This is a genomic window from Sutcliffiella deserti, assembly GCF_020037475.1.
Lineage (GTDB): Bacteria > Bacillota > Bacilli > Bacillales > Bacillaceae_I > Sutcliffiella_A > Sutcliffiella_A deserti.
The window spans coordinates 140,530-158,111 of record NZ_JAIQDB010000001.1 but is presented as its reverse complement, the minus strand read 5'-3'; the positions used below and the strand labels follow the sequence as shown (position 1 = coordinate 158,111).

Genomic DNA, 17,582 nt, shown 5'->3' with positions numbered 1-17,582 from the left:
CGTTTTGTTATGGCAAACAACAAACAACATCGTCCAAACCCGGATGATCGCAGTGACAATGTAGAAAAGCTCCAAAGTATGGTGCAAAATACAATTGAGAATATTGAAGAATCCCACGAATCAATGCAGTTTGCTGGTCCTGAAGAAAGAGAACAGATTGAAGCCAAGAATCATCGTCGTGAAGAAAGCATTGAAGCGTTTAGAGCTGAGATCAAAGACGAGGCTAGTTCACGAGAAAACGGATTTAAATGAGTTAGGAAGAGATGGCTTGTGTGTCCATCTCTTCTTTAGTGGTTAAGAAATATTTGTAGCTAACACAAGTGCCGTCACTGAAAAGGCACTTGTGTTCTTTTAATTTGCTCGCAAAAAAGTTAATTTATATGGAAGATTATTCAGATATGGTATCATTATTAAAGGCTGTTTTAGTCTAAATTGTTGTTTGTCCAAAAGTGATTACAATCCGAAAAACTTGTGGCTGTAAACTCTTTTCCTACGTATCGGTGAATAGTCATTTATTCGAGAGGTTAGGCACTTACTTATAACAACAATCTAAATGAAAAAAGCTTATAAAAGTACTTATAAAAAAAATGGGGGAGAGAAAGTGTTAGTATCTACTAAAGAAATAGAGGTTCGATATGCCGAGACCGATCAAATGGGTGTCGTCTATCATGCTAATTACTTGGTATGGATGGAGCTTGGCCGGACCCAACTTATTAAAGATTTAGGCTTTTCCTACGCTCAAATGGAGCAGGATGGAGTTATCTCTCCTGTTATAGATATAAATGTCAGCTATAAGAAGCCTCTTCGTTATGGAGAAGTCGCAACGATTCAGACCTGGATTGAAGTATATGATGGATTTAGAGTGGTTTATGGGTATAAAGTCTTAACGCCAAACGAAGAAATTGCACTTATTGGTAGCTCTTCACATGTTTGTGTGAAGAAGGAGAATTTCAAACCAATTATTATTCGTAAAAAATACCCAGAATGGCATACAGCATATGAAAATGCGAAAAAGCAAGGAGAGTAAGCATGGCTTTTGGGATCAATCGAGATGAGCTTAAGAGATGGAAACTGCGTGTAGCAAGAGGGGAAATAGCTTTTATTACCCATCATTGGGTACACCCTAGATTTGCAGGGATCTGTTCTGTGACAAAAGCGGGATGCAGCAATTATCAGAAGTTGGTGGAGTGGGGCAAAAGCTACGGTCTTAAAGAGGAATGGATACATAAGCGTGATCAATACCCGCATTTCGATCTTATAGGGGAAAAGCAGCTCGAAATTTTAACAAAAGAAGAGCAGTGGGATCAGATTCAAAGATTTTTCTTAAAAGAGAAGAATTAGGAAGCAGTTCCTAATTCTTCTCTGGCAAGTTATTTGTAATCAAACTTTGGCTCATTAAGTTTTTCATCAAATGTAATATGAAGGTCGTGCCCGTCAAAATACCATTCTTCTTTTTCTTCTATAAAGAAGGTAATTCCTTCGTATTGAACAGTGTCTGCAGGCTGATCAGGGGACTCTTTTTCAATACCAAGTGAAAATCCTTTTTGCACCGTGCTATGGCCACCATATCGAACATGGAATCGAATGTTATCACCGCTTTTCAAATCAAGCTCGCTTTTGTACCATTCTAATGCTTGTTTGGACATTGTCAGTTTCATTTTAAAAACTCCTTTAGTAAAGCATTTCGCATACATTGATGCAAAAAAGTTGTTAGTCTCAGGAAAATTGCAACTGTCTTCCTCTTTTTCAGTGCATGGACGAAATATCATTAAATATGTACATTCTTATTATAACTAACTTCCACAAAACGAACCAATTAAAACATCTGTGGTGGTTAGGGGTGTTAAGGGTGGTAAGAAGAAGGATAAGAGCAGTTTAAAAGAAGGCTCTGTTAAAGTGAATGTTGATAATAACGCTATTCCGCGGAGGAGACTCCGTAGCCTTTTGCGGAAATCAATAGCGCGTTTAACAAAGACTAAAAGAAAAATAAAGTATTATAGGGATAGGGGTTAAAAGATGACGATACAAAGAGCAACTATTGAAAATGTTAAAGAGCTGGCAGAACTTTTTAATCAATACAGAGTATTTTATGATCAAGAGTCAGATATAGAAGCTGCACAAGCTTTTTTACATGAACGAATTTCTCGTGAGGAGTCAGTCATATTCCTAGTCTTCGATGGAGGGGAAGCTGTCGGCTTTACACAACTTTATCCTACCTTTTCTTCTGTGAAAATGAAGCAATCATGGGTGTTGAATGATTTATTTATTAATGAGGAAAGTCGTGGAAAAGGTTTTGGAGAAAACTTAGTAATAGCGGCCATTGAATTTGCTAAGGAAACAAGTGCATCAGGTGTACTTCTTGAAACAGGTGAGGAAAATACCCGTGCACAAGGACTTTATGAAAAAATAGGGTTTAAGAAAGAATCGAATTATTTCTATTTTTATTCTTTGTAGGACGTCGTGAAAATAGAAAAGCATGGACCATTTAATTGGCCCATGCTTTCTTACTTAGTTTACCTCATCGGTTTCCAACCATTGATACATATGGTTGAGCATTTCCTCGTTCTTCGCTATGGCATCAGGAAACCCGAAATTCGCAGCATCTTTTAAGAGTACGACATGATAGATCGGTTCCACTTGTGATACATAGGTAGGGATGAAATCGTCCACTTTAATATCGATCGTATATTCATCCCCATTCACAAATTTTTCGACTCGGAGTTGTAAGATCCCACCGATATCTTTATAATCATCCTTTTGCCCAGATAGGAAATTGCCTAATGAATAAACGACAAACATTTTCTTACCATCCGGCCGATTAAGGAATCTCATTGGCTGAAGTACGTGAGGGTGGTGTCCAATTACGATATCGACATTAAGCTCAGCTAAGAACTCTGCAAGTTCTTCTTGCTGAGAGTTTGGCAAAAGTATATACTCATCCCCCCAATGCATCGCAACAACGACTACATCGGAGTGTTCTTTTGCTTCTTTGACATCCCGTTTAATTACATCCCTGTCGATAAGGTTGACAAAATATTCTTTTCCTTCAGGTACAGGAATCCCATTAGTGCCGTAAGTATAGGATAAAAAAGAGAAGGTAATGCCGTTTTTAGTTATCGTCCGGAGAGTAGCCCGGTCTTCTTCGCTTTTATAGCCACCAACATATTGCATATCAATCTTTTCATAATGATTAATTGCGTTCATAATCGCTTTTTCTCCACGATCCAATGTATGATTATTAGCGATACTCACAATATCAACACCGGACTCCTTTAAGGCGTCTGCTACCTCATATGGGCTATTAAAGCTAGGATAGGTAGATAAACCGATTTCCGTACCTCCAATAATTGTTTCCTGGTTAGCGATTGAAATATCTGTTTCTTGCAGGTACTCTTTTACCCGATCAAGCATTGGATTGAAATTGTAGCTGTTTTCACCCGTTTGAGCTAATTCGTAAACCCTACGATGTATTAAAAGATCGCCAACTGCAGAAAGTGTTGCTTCTGTACGATAGGATTTATCAATAACTTCTATATTCTTGTTTTGATGTTTCTTCACTAGCTGCGTATTCTGCTGCCCCGATTTATTTGCAGAAGTAGAGTATTGGTGTAAAAGTAAGGCTGAAAAGCCAGCTCCTAAAATAAGTATTATTATTAATGGTAAAAATATTTTCCACTTTGCCTTCATCCTCTTGACCCCTTTATTTTCTTGTCTATACTCTCACTATAATACATTTCGGATACTATTGTTATTCCTTTTTCGCTAAAATCGTCGAATATTCTAATTTTTTGAAGGGATTTTACTTCCGGCCTCGAAATAAGTAAGTGTACAATTTATTTTGAAAGGAGAATACCAGATGTTCACATTTAAGAAGCCAGAAGCGGAACAATTTTTCCGCGTATTTAATATTCAAGATTTCACACTAAGTCCTGACGAAAAACAGCTAGTTTATAGTACAAACTTAACAGGTCATTACAACTTATGGGCAATGGATTTACCTAACTCGTACCCATACCCACTAACATTTAATAATCAAAGCTGTCATGCCTTAAAATATGAACCAAATGGAAAGTATATTTTAGCAAGCTTTGATCACGATGGTAACGAGCTGACTCAATTTTATGCACTGCCAAGTCAGGGTGGATCGCTCGAGGATTTGCGTGTAGATGAAGAATATCGTCATATGGCACCAAAATACTCGAAGGACGCAAAAAGACTGTATTACACAGGTTCTAAAAATAATAAAACTTACTTAAACACATACTGCTATGACCTTGAAACAAAAGAGGAAACGCTCATTGTGGAAGGGGAAAGTGCTTCTACCTATTTAGTTGATGTATCTGAAGATGAAAAAAAATATTTACTTCTGAAGCATTTTGCCAATACATACACTTTAGCTTATGTAGTAAGTGATGGAGAAACTGTCCTTTTAACACCTGAAACAGAAAAACAGCATACAGTGGCCAGTGCGACTTTCACCAGTGCATCTTCTGTTTATCTGATCACAGACTATGAAGACGATATGGGATATTTAGCACACTATGATTTGAATACGCAAACGTTTACTAGAATCACGGAAGATCAAGGATTGCAGCTTTCTGATATGTATTACGATGAAAAAGGAAATCAGCTTTATCTTGTATCCTCCCAAGGAGTACAGGACACTTTTTATTCATTTTGTTTAGAAAAGAAGGAACTGAAAGAGATTGAAACTCCTGTAGATATTATCGACAAGGTAATGATTGCAAAAAGCGGTACTGTGTATTTATTAGGCAAAACAGCAACAAGCCCATCTAATATATTTAAAAGAGAAGAGGACTCATGGCAAGCGCTAACAAATAATCGTGTTCCAGCGGTTGCAAATGAGGATATGTCCGATCCGGAAATACTAACTTACCCTTCCTATGATGGCCTTGAGATTGAAGCATTGTTCTTTAGAGCAAAAGAAGAAGTTTCCAATGGGCATGTAATACTTTGGCCACATGGGGGGCCACAAGCCTCAGAAAGAAAATCATTCCGTTCTTATTTCCAATTACTTGTGAACCGCGGTTACAGTATATTTGCTCCTAACTTCCGCGGGTCTTCCAACTATGGATTAAAGTATATGAAGATGGTGGAAGGTGACTGGGGCCATGGACCTCGGTTAGACAATATTCAAGGATTAGAATGGCTGATTGAAAATGGCTTTGCAGACAGAGAAAAGATTTTCTTAATGGGAGGAAGCTACGGCGGGTATATGGCACTTCTTCTTCACGGTAGACACCCAGAATATTTCAAAGCTGTGATTGATATTTTCGGAGTAAGTAACTTGTTCTCCTTTATCGAGTCCGTTCCAGACCATTGGAAGCCAGTAATGAAGCAATGGGTTGGAGATCCTATAGAGGATAAAGAAAGATTAACAGTAGACTCACCAACGACTTATTTAGACAATATGACTAAGCCGATGTTGATCATCCAGGGTGCAAATGATCCTCGTGTAGTGAAACAGGAATCAGATCAGATAGTAGAGGCCCTAAAAGAAAAAGGCCGAGACATTAAATACCTTGTTTTAGATGATGAAGGCCATGGGTTCTCCAAAAAAGAGAACGAAATTAAAGTTTTTGAAGGAATTCTCACATTCTTGGATTCTAATTTATAATCAATTTTGTTTAAAAACAAGCTGAACAATTCTGTTCGGCTTGTTTTATGCCGAAAATGCTCATATAGCATCTTAAAATATAGAAAAGTATAGAAGATACTATAATGGCTAGGACGAATGTCAAATATATAGTGGACAGGTACTCATAAATAGTAAATAAATTCGTTTCTGTATCACTCTACTTCTGCACAGGATCGTTATTCATGATATAATAGGAATATATGTTCGCATCCCGTAAAAGAGGTGACTTTATGCTATATAATGAACAGGATATCAAAATATTAATTTCTAGTGACAAGTGGATGATGGATGCCCTGGATGCAGTGAGATCGCTAAATTTACCGGATTGTTGGATTTGTGCTGGATTTGTTCGCTCGAAAATATGGGATACTCTCCATAATTACGGAATGAGAACACCTGTTCCTGATGTGGATGTTATTTACTTTGATTCAATTAATATTAGTGAACAGCAAGAAAAATTACTCGAAGCTAAACTAAAAGCCATCGATCCGGCTGTTCCCTGGTCTGTAAAAAATCAAGCGAGAATGCATGTGGTGAATAATATCCCACCATATGCTTCCTCCATTGATGCCATCTCTAAATTTCCTGAAACAGCGACTGCACTAGGGATTAAATTGGAGAAGGATGACACCTTGACATTGACTGCCCCCAGTGGAATTCAGGATGTAATTAGCATCGTGCTCCGACCGACTGTCTTTTTTCAAGAAACAGCGGAGCGGAGAAATGTGTATAAACAAAGAATGGCAAAGAAAAATTGGAAATCAATTTGGCCTAAGCTAGTTATAGAAACAGTAGATTAGCTTTACAACTGAGGAGGATTTTTCATGCAAGGGATGATTCACCATATAGAACTCTATGTGTCGGATTTGAGAAAGTCTGTTCGGTTTTGGGGCTGGCTCTTAGAAGAATTAGGTTACAGTGTTTACCAAAAGTGGGAACAGGGACAAAGCTGGAAGTTAGGGGAAACCTATCTTGTTTTTGTGCAAACAGAAGAACGTTTTTTGGAAATCCCTTATCATAGAAAGCGAGTGGGTTTAAATCATTTAGCTTTTCACGTAAGTTCTCGTGATAAAGTGGATGAAATAACAGAAAAACTTTCAAAGCAGAAAGTTAAAATACTATACCAGGACAAGCATCCATATGCAGGAGGAGAGAACTATTATGCTGTTTTCTTCGAAGACCCGGACAGAATGAAAGTAGAAGTCGTAGCACCAACAAAACCTTAAGATGGAAGGCTGTAGGAGGAAAACATCATGTTAGTTATTTTAATTTTTTTGATAACCTTAGGTGTCGGATCGATTTTAGGATATCTTCGTGAATTAAGTAAACAAAATCAGAAAATGATAGAGCTGTTAGAGAAAATTCATTCCGATCAGAATGAAAGAGAACTATAGTATGACGGCTGACATCAAAGTAGACATTTATACCATGTGTCTTGTTCAAGATAACGACAAGGTGCTTTTAATTAACAGACCTGCGGAAAGAGGATTTCCAGGATATATCGGCCCTGGTGGGAAAGTGGAGTTTCCCGAAAGCCTAACAGAAAGCGCTGCTAGAGAAGTCCTTGAAGAAACCGGTTTGAGTGTAAAGAATTTAATATATAAAGGACTGGATGAGTTTGTCGATGCCAAGAAAAAATATCGATACATGATCTTTAATTATATAAGTGATACATATGAAGGAGAGCTTTTACAAGAACCACCGGAAGGCGAACTGCATTGGATCTCAATAAAAGAAGCAGACAATCTCCCTATGCAGCCATGGTTTAAAGAACGTTTTCCTCTGTTCTTTAAGGAAGGCACGTTTGAAATCTATTCTGTTTGGGATGAAGAGAAAGGTGAAACTATTAAAAAGACTGTAAAAGATTTATAAAATAAAAATACGCCCAGAAATAGTCTGAGCGTAATCTTTTTCTTTTGTATATCAATTTATGTGCTTTTTCTTTAAATTCAACCAAGTGATTTTAGGTTCGGTTTTATTTATAATTCGACCAATATTTGTTCGATGTTTAAAGATGACAAAAGCACTTAACAAGGAAACTGCTATGATTAATGGTAAGTCTCCCAGCACAATACTATAAGTCGTTGCAACCACTGCTGTAAGCATAGAAGAAAGCGACACATATTTTGTTAAAAATAAGAACAAAAAGAAACAAAATAGCATAATGACAAATAATAATGGACTTACGAAAAGTAAGACTCCACCGGAAGTTGCAACCGCTTTTCCACCACGAAACTTTGCGAATACCGGATAAACATGGCCCACCACTGCAACTGCTCCAGCAAGTAATGGGTGAATCTCGGAAGCAAATATAACGGATAAAGAGGCAGCGAGTGTCCCTTTAAGGATGTCACAGATAGTAACAATAAGGCCGGCTTTAACACCCAATGTACGGAATGTGTTGGTGCCCCCCAAATTACCGCTGCCGTGTTGTCTAATATCAATTCCGTAACCGATTTTTCCGACTACAAGCGCAAAAGGAATGGCGCCAATAAGATAAGCAAGTATAAGTATAATAATATCAACCATTCAATAAACTCCTTTATGTAATAATCTATCTTTAATATATGTTATATTTCTCAAGAAGCAAAGGGTTTCTTATAACAAATGCAGAATAAAGATAAGAAGACGCGTGCATAGTGTATGTTATTAATTCTAGCATAATCGGGTATACCATACAGTAAAACTGAAAGAAAGGGGAAAAGAATGATGAATATTACAAATCCAAGCCGAGAAGAAATAGGGAAGATCCTAAAGAATAGCAAGCGTATAGCTGTGGTGGGCCTATCTGACAATCCACAAAGGACATCCTACATGGTTTCCAAAGCAATGCAAAACGCTGGTTATGAAATTATTCCAGTAAACCCTGTGGTTGATGAAGTATTAGGAGTAAAGGCTGTATCCTCATTGAAAGAAATTGAGGGACATGTTGATATTGTCAATGTATTCCGGCGCTCTGAGTATCTTTATGAGGTAGCAAAAGAGTTCTCTGAAATAGATGCAGATGTATTTTGGGCTCAGCTTGGTCTAGAAGATGATAAAACCTTCCGTTTTCTAAAAGAAAAAGATTATACTGTCATTATGGATCGCTGTATAAAAGTAGAACATGCATTAACAAAATAGTCCTTAATGTCCTTGTTTTGTTATCCAAAGCAAGGATTTTTATTCTTCTTGTGACATAAAAAACCAAAAAACGTTGGCGAAAATGAAAGAACCTTATACAATAGGACATAGACAACATTAAAATGTATGTTAATATATAAACGAATATTTGTTTGTTGAATCGCAGGCAAATTAGTTAAATAGCAATACATATTTAGCATTTTTACATATAGAGATAATGGTAACAGCAACGAAAGGGGTATGTTTTTGGTGGTAAAAAATACGTTTGATTATAACGATGATGCAATACAGGTGTTAGAAGGTCTTGAAGCAGTCCGTAAACGTCCAGGAATGTATATTGGGAGTACGGATAGCAGAGGGCTTCATCACCTTGTATACGAGATTCTGGATAACTCCGTAGATGAGGCACTTGGCGGATTTGGGGATCATATCATTGTGACTATACATAAAGATAATAGCATAAGCGTGAAGGATAAAGGCCGTGGTATGCCAACCGGAATGCACAAAATGGGAAAACCTACCCCTGAAGTTATCTTAACGGTATTACATGCAGGAGGAAAATTCGGACAAGGTGGTTACAAAACGAGTGGTGGTCTCCATGGCGTTGGTGCATCTGTTGTAAATGCATTGTCAGAATGGCTAACTGTTACAATAAAGCGCGATGGATTTATTTATGAACAACGATTTGAAAATGGCGGAAAACCAGCTACAACACTGGAGAAAATCGGGACTACCAAACAAACAGGTACTACGATTCATTTTAAGCCAGACACAACGATTTTCAGTACAACTACTTATAATCTTGAGACATTATGTGAACGATTACGAGAATCCGCCTTTTTATTAAAAGGATTAAAGATTGAAATTAATGACGAACGAAGCGGTGACAAAGAGGTTTTCCACTACGAAACGGGTATAGAAGCATTTGTCGCATATCTGAACGAAGAAAAGGATACACTTCATTCTGTTGTTTCATTTGAAGGAGTGCAGAATGGAATAGAGGTAGATTTTGCTTTTCAATTTAATGACGGCTACTCTGAAACGATTTTGTCATTTGTAAATAATGTCCGGACAAAAGATGGAGGAACCCATGAATCAGGTTCCAAAACCGCTATGACAAGAATTTTTAATGAATATGCAAGAAAAGTAAGTTTATTAAAAGAAAAAGATAAGAACCTTGATGGGTCAGATATTCGTGAAGGATTATCTGCCATTATTTCTGTAAGAATACCTGAAGACCTCCTGCAGTTTGAAGGCCAAACAAAAGGTAAGCTTGGAACAAGTGAAGCGCGTTCTGCCGTAGATTCTATTGTTTCTGAGCATTTAGCCTACTTTTTAGAAGAAAATCCTGATATTAGCTCAATGCTCGTGAAAAAGTCGATCAAAGCTTATCAAGCACGTGAAGCGGCAAGAAAAGCACGTGAGGATGCAAGAAGCGGGAAAAAGAGAAAGCGTTCCGACGCGATGCTTAGTGGAAAGTTAACACCTGCACAATCACGAAATCCACAAAGAAATGAGATTTATTTGGTAGAGGGTGACTCTGCGGGTGGGTCTGCAAAACAAGGACGAGATCGCCGTTTTCAAGCTGTTTTGCCACTACGTGGTAAGGTAATCAATACGGAAAAAGCAAAGCTTGCTGATATTTTTAAAAATGAAGAGATAAATACGATTATTCATGCGATAGGCGGGGGAGTTGGCCCTGACTTTTCAGTAGAAGATATTAATTACGATAAAATAGTGATAATGACTGATGCTGATACAGATGGAGCACACATTCAAGTACTATTACTTACTTTCTTTTACCGATACATGAAACCGTTAATTGAAGCAGGTAAAATTTTTATTGCCCTGCCGCCTCTATACAAGGTCTCCAAGGGGACCGGGAAAAAAGAAGTATTAGAATATGCTTGGTCCGATGAAGAGCTAAAAGGCGCGATTGATAAAATAGGCCGAGGATACATGATACAGCGTTACAAAGGATTAGGGGAAATGAATGCGGATCAGCTTTGGGAAACAACGATGAACCCTGAAACAAGAACGCTTATTCGAGTACGCATAGACGATGCAGCCAGAGCGGAACGTCGAGTAACAACCTTAATGGGAGACAAAGTAGAGCCCCGTCGAAAATGGATAGAGAGCCATGTTGCATTTGGTTTAGAGGAAGATCCAAATATATTAGAAAACGATAATTTGGTTGCCGCAGAGGAGGTATAACGGATGACACAGACAGAGAAATTTCATGACTTACCCCTAGAGGAAGTTTTAGGCGACCGATTTGGGCGTTATAGTAAATATATTATTCAAGAGCGTGCATTGCCTGATGCCAGGGATGGATTAAAGCCGGTGCAGCGCAGAATTTTATACGCAATGTATGCGGAAGGAAATACATCAGAAAAAGGCTTCCGTAAGTCAGCGAAAACAGTGGGTAACGTTATTGGTAATTATCATCCTCATGGAGATACATCTGTTTATGATGCGATGGTAAGGATGAGTCAAGACTGGAAAGTTCGTAATATGTTAATCGAAATGCATGGTAATAATGGTAGCATCGACGGAGACCCACCTGCTGCTATGCGTTATACGGAAGCAAGACTATCACCAATTGCATCAGAACTATTGCGTGATTTAGATAAACAAACAGTAGAATTTATTCCAAACTTTGATGATACAAGCAAAGAACCTACTGTTCTGCCAGCTATGTACCCTAATCTACTAGTTAACGGTTCAACCGGTATTTCAGCAGGATATGCAACCGATATTCCTCCGCACCACCTAGGTGAGGTTATCGATGCAACGATAATGCGGATTGACAACCCTGGAAGTACGGTTGATGAATTAATGACTTTCGTAAAAGGCCCTGATTTTCCGACAGGCGGTATCATACAAGGAGTAGAAGGAATTAAAAAAGCCTATGAAACTGGCAAAGGGAAAATCATCGTTCGTGGTAAAGCGGAAGTGGAAAATATACGTGGCGGGAAACAACAAATTTTCATTACAGAAGTACCTTATGAAGTAAATAAAGCAAATCTGGTAAAGAAAATAGATGAGCTTCGCTATGATAAAAAGGTAGACGGTATATCGGAGGTACGGGACGAAACGGACCGTACAGGCTTACGAGTAGTCATTGAATTAAAAAAAGATGCAGATGCTAATGGTATCTTAAATTACCTTTATAAAAATACCGATCTACAAATAACATTTAACTTTAATATGGTAGCCATTTACAATAAAAGACCGACCTTAATGGGTTTACCCCACTTTTTAGATGCATACATAGCACATCAGAAAGAAGTAATATCGAACAGATCCCGCTATGAGCTGAAACAGGCAAAAGATCGGGAGCATGTGGTTGAAGGTTTGATGAAGGCTTTATCTATTTTAGATGAGGTAATTGCAACAATCCGTGCATCGAAAGATAAGCGCGATGCAAAGGATAACTTAATTAAGAACTTCTCCTTTACTGAACAGCAGGCTGAAGCAATTGTTTCTTTGCAACTTTATCGTTTAACAAATACTGATATCACTGCGCTTCAACAGGAAGCAGAGGAGCTGGCAAAGAAGATTGCTGAATTGGAAGCGATTCTTTCTAGTGAAAAGAAATTGTTTTCTGTTCTTAAAACCGATCTAAGGAAGATTAAAAAGTTATATACCAATGATCGTAAGTCTAAAATTGAGCAGGATATAGAAGAACTAAAAATCAATTTAGAAGTGATGATCCCATCAGAAGAAGTTATCGTAACCGTTACAAAAGATGGGTATGTAAAACGTACAAGTCTACGTTCTTACTCTGCATCAAACGGCCAGGATTTTGGTATGAAAGAAACCGACCGCATTATAGCTAAACTCGATATTAATACGACAGATACTCTACTCTTATTTACCAATAAAGGTAATTATCTATACCTTCCAGTCCACGAGCTTCCAGATATTCGTTGGAAGGACATGGGCCAACACGTTGCTAATATCATTAGCATTGATCGTGATGAATTCATTCTCAAAGCAATTCCTGTTAGTAATTTTGAAGAAGCAAAGTATTTCTTATTCATTACAAAGAATGGAATGGTGAAGAAGACAGATTTAATCAATTACAAAGCTCAAAGGTATTCGAAACCGCTAATGGGAGTTAATCTAAAGGGGGACGACCAGCTTGTTAATGTTTATTTGACTGACGGTACCCAAGATCTGTTCTTAGCGACTAGAAACGGTTATGGCTTATGGTTTAGCGAAGAGGAAATTAATGTAGTAGGCCCTCGTGCAGCCGGTGTAAAAGGCATCAACCTTAAAGAAGCAGATTATGTAATCAATGGCGTGGTATTTGAGAAAGATGCGAAAACAACCCTATTTATTGCAACCCAACGTGGTGCAGTTAAAAAAGTGAAAATTACCGAGTTTGAAAAATCCTCACGTGCTAAACGTGGCTTGGTAATGATACGAGAAATTAAAAACAATCCTCATCTAATTGCTGCGGTAGATATAGTGCAAGCTGGAAGTAAGATTTTCATCCGTACAGAAAAAGGTTCAATAGAAACTCTAGATGCTTCGATGTACAGAAATAATGATCGATACTCTAATGGTTCCTTTGTAATTGACCAGCAAGATGCAGGCGATGTAGTAGAACTGTGGGTAGAAACGGAAGAATTAAAATAAATTCAACAAAAGGAAAATCGCCTTGGGGCGGTTTTCCTTTTGTTTTTATAAGGCAATATACATGAGACTCCATAGGGATGAAGGAGTGTTATTTTTTGATCGTGCCCTTATATAGTAAGGAAACAACACTAGTTAAACACAGGAACTAGCGTTAAGACTCATTAAGACACGTTAAAATATTTACGCAGGATAAGGAAAAGGTAAAACTAAGTGCTGAGCTTATTTTTTGAAAGAATAATAGTTTATTATAATAATGTTATGTGAACTAGGAATTTCTGAAAGGGAAGCTGTTTCTAAAAGAAACAAAAAAGATGTGATATTAATATTTTAAATGCTGAGTTTAATAAATTTTAACGTGTTCAACAGGGGCCAATTTTAAAGAAATTTTATAAATAGACAATAGGTAAAATTACTTTATAAGCTGGACTAAATGAAATATCAAGTTACAACAAAACACACTAATTAAAGAAATTTCTCTTTTTCTGTCTCATTATCAAAAGTATACTAGGTATGTGATACGGAAAACGTTATTCACTACTAACTTCCTATAATATATATTATGTAAACTAGAATATTTAAAATTTATTATGTTATAATCAATCCTCTCCTTCTATTGATGACGAGCGACACAATAAACTTTGTGAATTGTTTCAAATTTTTCTAGTTGAACTTTCTCCAATTGTGGATGATCATAAATGTTTTTTAAAGTGAGAGCCATTCTACTAAACTTATCTTTTCTTTTATAATGCTTTCTTTATTCATTTATATCCCCTTAAGCAACATATATTTTATGTTAATATCTGTACTTTCGATAAAACCTTATCAAACTACTTTATTTAAAATAATCAGTTACCTGCAGGAAAATATGTATTTAATAAGATATACATATTTAAAAGCCTCAATCTCTCACTGTTATAAATGAGAAATTTAGGTTTGTTTACTCAGGAATTGCGCCCGATTGCTGAATATCCTAGATATGAGAAAGTTCTGAAAAAATCGAAAGAGTCCTGGAATACACCAACAGGACTCTTTCATATTTTTAATTTTTTATTGCAACCTTAACTTGTTTTTTACCAAGTGAGACTTCTTTCATATCTTCGTATTCACCAATATTCAATTTATTAACAAGAACATTTTTACGAATCATTTCTTCATTTTGTCTTATTGCGTTTTTCACATCATTGTCCCCATCTAATAGTATGTCAACACGAAGGTCAATGGGTAAGTCGAGTTTTTTACGTTCATCTTGGATTGCACGGATGACTTCCCTTGCAAGCCCTTCTAAACGAAGCTCTTCAGTAATGGTAGTATCCAGTACAACGTTAAAATACTGATTTCCCCCCATCGCTAAACCTGATTCGGCTACTCTTTCCACAACGAGAAGGTCTAAAGGCACCTCTATTATTCCTGCACCAGTTGGAACCATCACTTTTTGAGCTTGAACGACTTTTGCAACTTCTTCTTCAGATAATTTCTCTAAATATCCTTTAACCGTACTAATCTCTTTTCCTAGAACAGGTCCTGCCACTCGGAAATTCAGCTTTATATCATAACGGACGAGGTCGTCAGAGGTTTGTTTAACTAACACATTTTTCACATTGATTTCGTCTCTAATGATCTCGCTATACCTATCTAGGGCTTTCCCCATCTCGGGGTCAACAGGAATTACGACTAATTCAGAAAGTGGTTGCTTCGTTTTAATTGCTTCGGCATTACGTACACCTCTTGCTAACTCTACAACTTGTAAAACCGCATCCATTTCCTTTTCTAACTTTGAATCTACTTCCTTTGCAATTACTTTAGGAAAGTGAGTAAGGTGGACACTTTCTCCTGTCAAATTAAGGTGGATATCTTCCGCAAGAAACGGTATATATGGAGCTAGGAGTTGACTTGTACGTACCAGCACTTGATGAAGTGTATGGTATGCTGCTTTTTTGTTTTCCGTCATCCCCTCTTTCCAAAAGCGATCACGAGAACGTCGGATATACCAGTTACTAATTTCATCTACGTATGTTTCAAGTGCTTTTGCTGCCTTAGTAAAATCATATTCTTCCAAAGCTTCCGAAACAATTGCTGTTACGCTATTTAAACGAGCTAAAACCCACCTGTCTAATAATGTCTTTTCACCAGTTTCTGTTTCATTAAATTGATAGCCATCTATGTTTGCGTATAAGGTATAGAAGCCGTGCATATTGACTAGCGTGTCAATTACTTTTGACTTCGCTTCTATAACCACACGTTCTGAGAATCGCTTATTATTCCAAGGAGCACTATCAGCCAGAAGCGCCCATCGGAACGCATCTGCCCCAAATTTATCCACCAAATCCATCGGGTTTAATGCATTCCCTTTGCTTTTTGACATTTTCCGTCCCTCTTCATCCAAGATATGGCCTGTAGATAATACACGTTTGTAAGGAACCTTTCCTGTAAACAAGGTTGATACGGCAAGCAGGCTATAGAACCATCCACGAGTCTGGTCTATCCCTTCACATATGACATCTGCCGGAAACTGCTGTTCGAATTTCTCTTTGTTTTCAAATGGATAATGATGCTGAGCGAAAGGCATGGAGCCACTATCGAACCAAACATCTATAACTTCTGAAACACGAGACATAGAACCTTTACATTTTTCGCACTCCAAATGAATCCGATCTACATATGGTTTATGAAGCTCAATTTCCTCGATATCAACTATTGCCCTTGCTTTAAGGTCCGCCTCACTATTCGGAGCATATTGATGTTCACAAGAATCACAAATCCACACCGGAAGAGGAGTACCCCAATAGCGATTTCGTCCTATGTTCCAATCGACCATATTCTCCAAGAAGTTTCCAAAACGCCCATCCTTGATATGAGCCGGATACCATTCCACTTTCTGGTTGTTTTGCAAAAATTGATCTCTTAGTTCCGTTGTCTTGATGAACCAACTTTCGATAGCATAATATAGCAGTGGAGAATCACAACGCCAGCAGTGAGGATAACTATGTTCATATTTTTCTTTATGGAATAGAAGCCCTTCATTCGCTAAGTACTTTACAATATCTACATCGCAATCTTTTACGAAACGACCTGCAAAAGGAGGAATTTCTTCTGTATAACAACCTTTTCCATCTACAACATTAAAAAAGGAAAGATCATGTTGCTTGACTAAGTTATAATCATCTTCCCCGTATGCTGGAGCGATGTGGACAATCCCCGTTCCACTGTATGCATTGACAAAATCGCCCTCGACAACAAAATGTCCACGTTCTGGTTTCATGTAAGGGAACGGAGCAAGGTAGGCAACATTTTTAAATTCGCTACCTTTATGCGAAGAAATCACTTCAAAATTTTCTCCTAGATTCTTACTGGCTAAATCTTCTGCAACGATAAAAATTTCTTCCCCCTTTTTAGCTCTAATATAAGTAAGCTCAGGGTTCACAGCAAGTGCGACATTGGCAGGAAGGGTCCATGGAGTAGTGGTCCAACCTAGGAAGTATTCATTTTCTTTATCTACTAGTTTAAATTTAGCTGTTGCTGAAAGATCCTTCACATCCTTGTATCCCTGTGCAACCTCATGAGAGCTCAATGTTGTTTGGCAACTTGGACAATAAGGCGTAACACGATGACCTTTATACAATAATTCGCGACGATGAAGATCACTTAAAATATACCAAACGCTTTCAATATATTTATTTTCCAAAGTAACATATGGATCTTCCATATCAAGCCAATATCCTATGGATTCTGTAAAGTCCCTCCACTGTTTTTCATAATTAAATACACTGTTTTTACATTCCTCAATAAACTTTTCCACACCATATGCTTCGATCTCTTGTTTTCCTGAAATCCCAAGTTGTTTTTCTACCTCGAGCTCAACAGGTAATCCATGCGTATCCCAGCCCCCCTTACGAAATACTTGATATCCAGACATTGTCTTATATCTAGCCACAAAGTCTTTAATGACTCGTCCAAGTACATGCCCTGCGTGCGGGAGGCCATTTGCTGTTGGAGGACCTTCATAAAACACAAAGGTTTCTGCTCCATCGCGATTTTCAATAGAACGATTAAATACATTTTTTTCTTTCCAGAAATTCTTAACTCTGTTCTCACGTTCCAAAGCTGCCTCTTTTGTATTGACATTACGCAATTAAATCACCTCATTAAACATTTT

At 37.6% G+C, this 17,582-nt stretch carries 16 protein-coding genes; 12 read left to right on the top strand and 4 right to left on the bottom strand.

What is annotated here, in order from left to right:
- Positions 1–9: 9 nt before the first annotated feature.
- The 3 genes from tlp to K9B36_RS00720 all read left to right on the top strand — a co-directional run bounded on the left by tlp (position 10) and on the right by K9B36_RS00720 (position 1,341).
- A complete protein-coding gene (gene tlp / locus K9B36_RS00730; RefSeq protein ID WP_223700034.1) occupies positions 10–252 on the top strand; it encodes a small acid-soluble spore protein Tlp in 243 nt (80 codons plus the stop codon).
- A gap of 349 nt (positions 253–601) precedes the next feature.
- The gene (locus K9B36_RS00725) at positions 602–1,027 is read left to right on the top strand and encodes an acyl-CoA thioesterase (protein WP_223700033.1); all 426 of its coding nucleotides are present in this window, start codon (positions 602–604) and stop codon (positions 1,025–1,027) included.
- 2 nt (positions 1,028–1,029) lie between these two features.
- Positions 1,030–1,341: a hypothetical protein gene (locus K9B36_RS00720; RefSeq protein ID WP_223700032.1), complete on the top strand. Its 312-nt coding sequence runs from the start codon at positions 1,030–1,032 to the stop codon at positions 1,339–1,341.
- Positions 1,342–1,370: 29 nt separating this feature from the next.
- Here K9B36_RS00720 and K9B36_RS00715 read toward each other — a convergent pair whose 3' ends face one another.
- Positions 1,371–1,658, bottom strand: coding sequence for a HesB/YadR/YfhF family protein (locus tag K9B36_RS00715; RefSeq protein ID WP_223700031.1), 288 nt, complete (start codon positions 1,656–1,658; stop codon positions 1,371–1,373).
- Positions 1,659–2,016: 358 nt separating this feature from the next.
- Here K9B36_RS00715 and K9B36_RS00710 point away from each other — a divergent pair, with 358 nt between their 5' ends.
- Positions 2,017–2,454 (top strand): GNAT family N-acetyltransferase, encoded by a 438-nt coding sequence (locus K9B36_RS00710; RefSeq protein ID WP_223700030.1) that lies wholly within the window; start codon positions 2,017–2,019, stop codon positions 2,452–2,454.
- A 54-nt stretch (positions 2,455–2,508) separates the two neighbouring features.
- Here K9B36_RS00710 and K9B36_RS00705 read toward each other — a convergent pair whose 3' ends face one another.
- Positions 2,509–3,687 carry a CapA family protein gene (locus K9B36_RS00705; protein WP_223700029.1) on the bottom strand — a complete coding sequence of 393 codons (1,179 nt, stop codon included), beginning with the start codon at positions 3,685–3,687 and terminating at the stop codon, positions 2,509–2,511.
- Between the two features lie 169 nt (positions 3,688–3,856).
- On the opposite strand from K9B36_RS00705, the gene K9B36_RS00700 reads away from it, so the two are divergent.
- The 5 genes from K9B36_RS00700 (at position 3,857) to K9B36_RS00680 (ending at position 7,531) form a co-directional block, all read left to right on the top strand.
- Complete coding sequence (locus K9B36_RS00700; RefSeq protein WP_223700028.1) at positions 3,857–5,638, top strand: S9 family peptidase; 1,782 nt, start codon at positions 3,857–3,859, stop codon at positions 5,636–5,638.
- Between the two features lie 251 nt (positions 5,639–5,889).
- Positions 5,890–6,459, top strand: a complete 570-nt coding sequence (locus K9B36_RS00695) for a nucleotidyltransferase family protein (RefSeq protein ID WP_223700027.1) — start codon at positions 5,890–5,892, stop codon at positions 6,457–6,459.
- 24 nt (positions 6,460–6,483) lie between these two features.
- Entirely contained in the window at positions 6,484–6,885 is a 402-nt protein-coding gene (locus K9B36_RS00690) for a VOC family protein (protein WP_223700026.1), read from the top strand.
- A 27-nt stretch (positions 6,886–6,912) separates the two neighbouring features.
- Entirely contained in the window at positions 6,913–7,053 is a 141-nt protein-coding gene (locus tag K9B36_RS00685; RefSeq protein WP_223700025.1) for a hypothetical protein, read from the top strand.
- Between the two features lies 1 nt (position 7,054).
- A complete protein-coding gene (locus tag K9B36_RS00680) occupies positions 7,055–7,531 on the top strand; it encodes an 8-oxo-dGTP diphosphatase (RefSeq protein WP_223700024.1) in 477 nt (158 codons plus the stop codon).
- A 51-nt stretch (positions 7,532–7,582) separates the two neighbouring features.
- Here K9B36_RS00680 and plsY read toward each other — a convergent pair whose 3' ends face one another.
- A complete protein-coding gene (gene plsY, locus K9B36_RS00675; protein ID WP_223700023.1) occupies positions 7,583–8,188 on the bottom strand; it encodes a glycerol-3-phosphate 1-O-acyltransferase PlsY in 606 nt (201 codons plus the stop codon).
- A 180-nt stretch (positions 8,189–8,368) separates the two neighbouring features.
- Between plsY and K9B36_RS00670 the strand changes: the two genes are divergently transcribed.
- The 3 genes from K9B36_RS00670 to parC all read left to right on the top strand — a co-directional run bounded on the left by K9B36_RS00670 (position 8,369) and on the right by parC (position 13,429).
- Positions 8,369–8,782, top strand: coding sequence for a CoA-binding protein (locus K9B36_RS00670; protein WP_223700964.1), 414 nt, complete (start codon positions 8,369–8,371; stop codon positions 8,780–8,782).
- Between the two features lie 249 nt (positions 8,783–9,031).
- Positions 9,032–10,996, top strand: a complete 1,965-nt coding sequence (gene parE, locus K9B36_RS00665) for a DNA topoisomerase IV subunit B (protein WP_399201174.1) — start codon at positions 9,032–9,034, stop codon at positions 10,994–10,996.
- 3 nt (positions 10,997–10,999) lie between these two features.
- Positions 11,000–13,429, top strand: a complete 2,430-nt coding sequence (gene parC / locus K9B36_RS00660; RefSeq protein WP_223700021.1) for a DNA topoisomerase IV subunit A — start codon at positions 11,000–11,002, stop codon at positions 13,427–13,429.
- Positions 13,430–14,468: 1,039 nt separating this feature from the next.
- On the opposite strand, the gene ileS is transcribed toward parC, so the two are convergent.
- Positions 14,469–17,558: an isoleucine--tRNA ligase gene (gene ileS, locus K9B36_RS00655; protein WP_223700020.1), complete on the bottom strand. Its 3,090-nt coding sequence runs from the start codon at positions 17,556–17,558 to the stop codon at positions 14,469–14,471.
- Positions 17,559–17,582: the final 24 nt, after the last annotated feature.

Bases quoted from the DNA above. Each gene is read 5' to 3' on its own strand.
- K9B36_RS00690 (WP_223700026.1), top strand. From the start codon at position 6,484: ATGCAAGGGATGATTCACCATATAGAACTCTATGTGTCGGATTTGAGA.
- tlp (WP_223700034.1), top strand. From the start codon at position 10: ATGGCAAACAACAAACAACATCGTCCAAACCCGGATGATCGCAGTGAC.
- plsY (WP_223700023.1), bottom strand. From the start codon at position 8,188: ATGGTTGATATTATTATACTTATACTTGCTTATCTTATTGGCGCCATT.
- K9B36_RS00670 (WP_223700964.1), top strand. From the start codon at position 8,369: ATGAATATTACAAATCCAAGCCGAGAAGAAATAGGGAAGATCCTAAAG.
- K9B36_RS00705 (WP_223700029.1), bottom strand. From the start codon at position 3,687: ATGAAGGCAAAGTGGAAAATATTTTTACCATTAATAATAATACTTATT.
- K9B36_RS00700 (WP_223700028.1), top strand. From the start codon at position 3,857: ATGTTCACATTTAAGAAGCCAGAAGCGGAACAATTTTTCCGCGTATTT.
- parC (WP_223700021.1), top strand. From the start codon at position 11,000: ATGACACAGACAGAGAAATTTCATGACTTACCCCTAGAGGAAGTTTTA.
- K9B36_RS00710 (WP_223700030.1), top strand. From the start codon at position 2,017: ATGACGATACAAAGAGCAACTATTGAAAATGTTAAAGAGCTGGCAGAA.
- K9B36_RS00680 (WP_223700024.1), top strand. From the start codon at position 7,055: ATGACGGCTGACATCAAAGTAGACATTTATACCATGTGTCTTGTTCAA.
- K9B36_RS00715 (WP_223700031.1), bottom strand. From the start codon at position 1,658: ATGAAACTGACAATGTCCAAACAAGCATTAGAATGGTACAAAAGCGAG.
- K9B36_RS00695 (WP_223700027.1), top strand. From the start codon at position 5,890: ATGCTATATAATGAACAGGATATCAAAATATTAATTTCTAGTGACAAG.
- K9B36_RS00685 (WP_223700025.1), top strand. From the start codon at position 6,913: ATGTTAGTTATTTTAATTTTTTTGATAACCTTAGGTGTCGGATCGATT.
- K9B36_RS00720 (WP_223700032.1), top strand. From the start codon at position 1,030: ATGGCTTTTGGGATCAATCGAGATGAGCTTAAGAGATGGAAACTGCGT.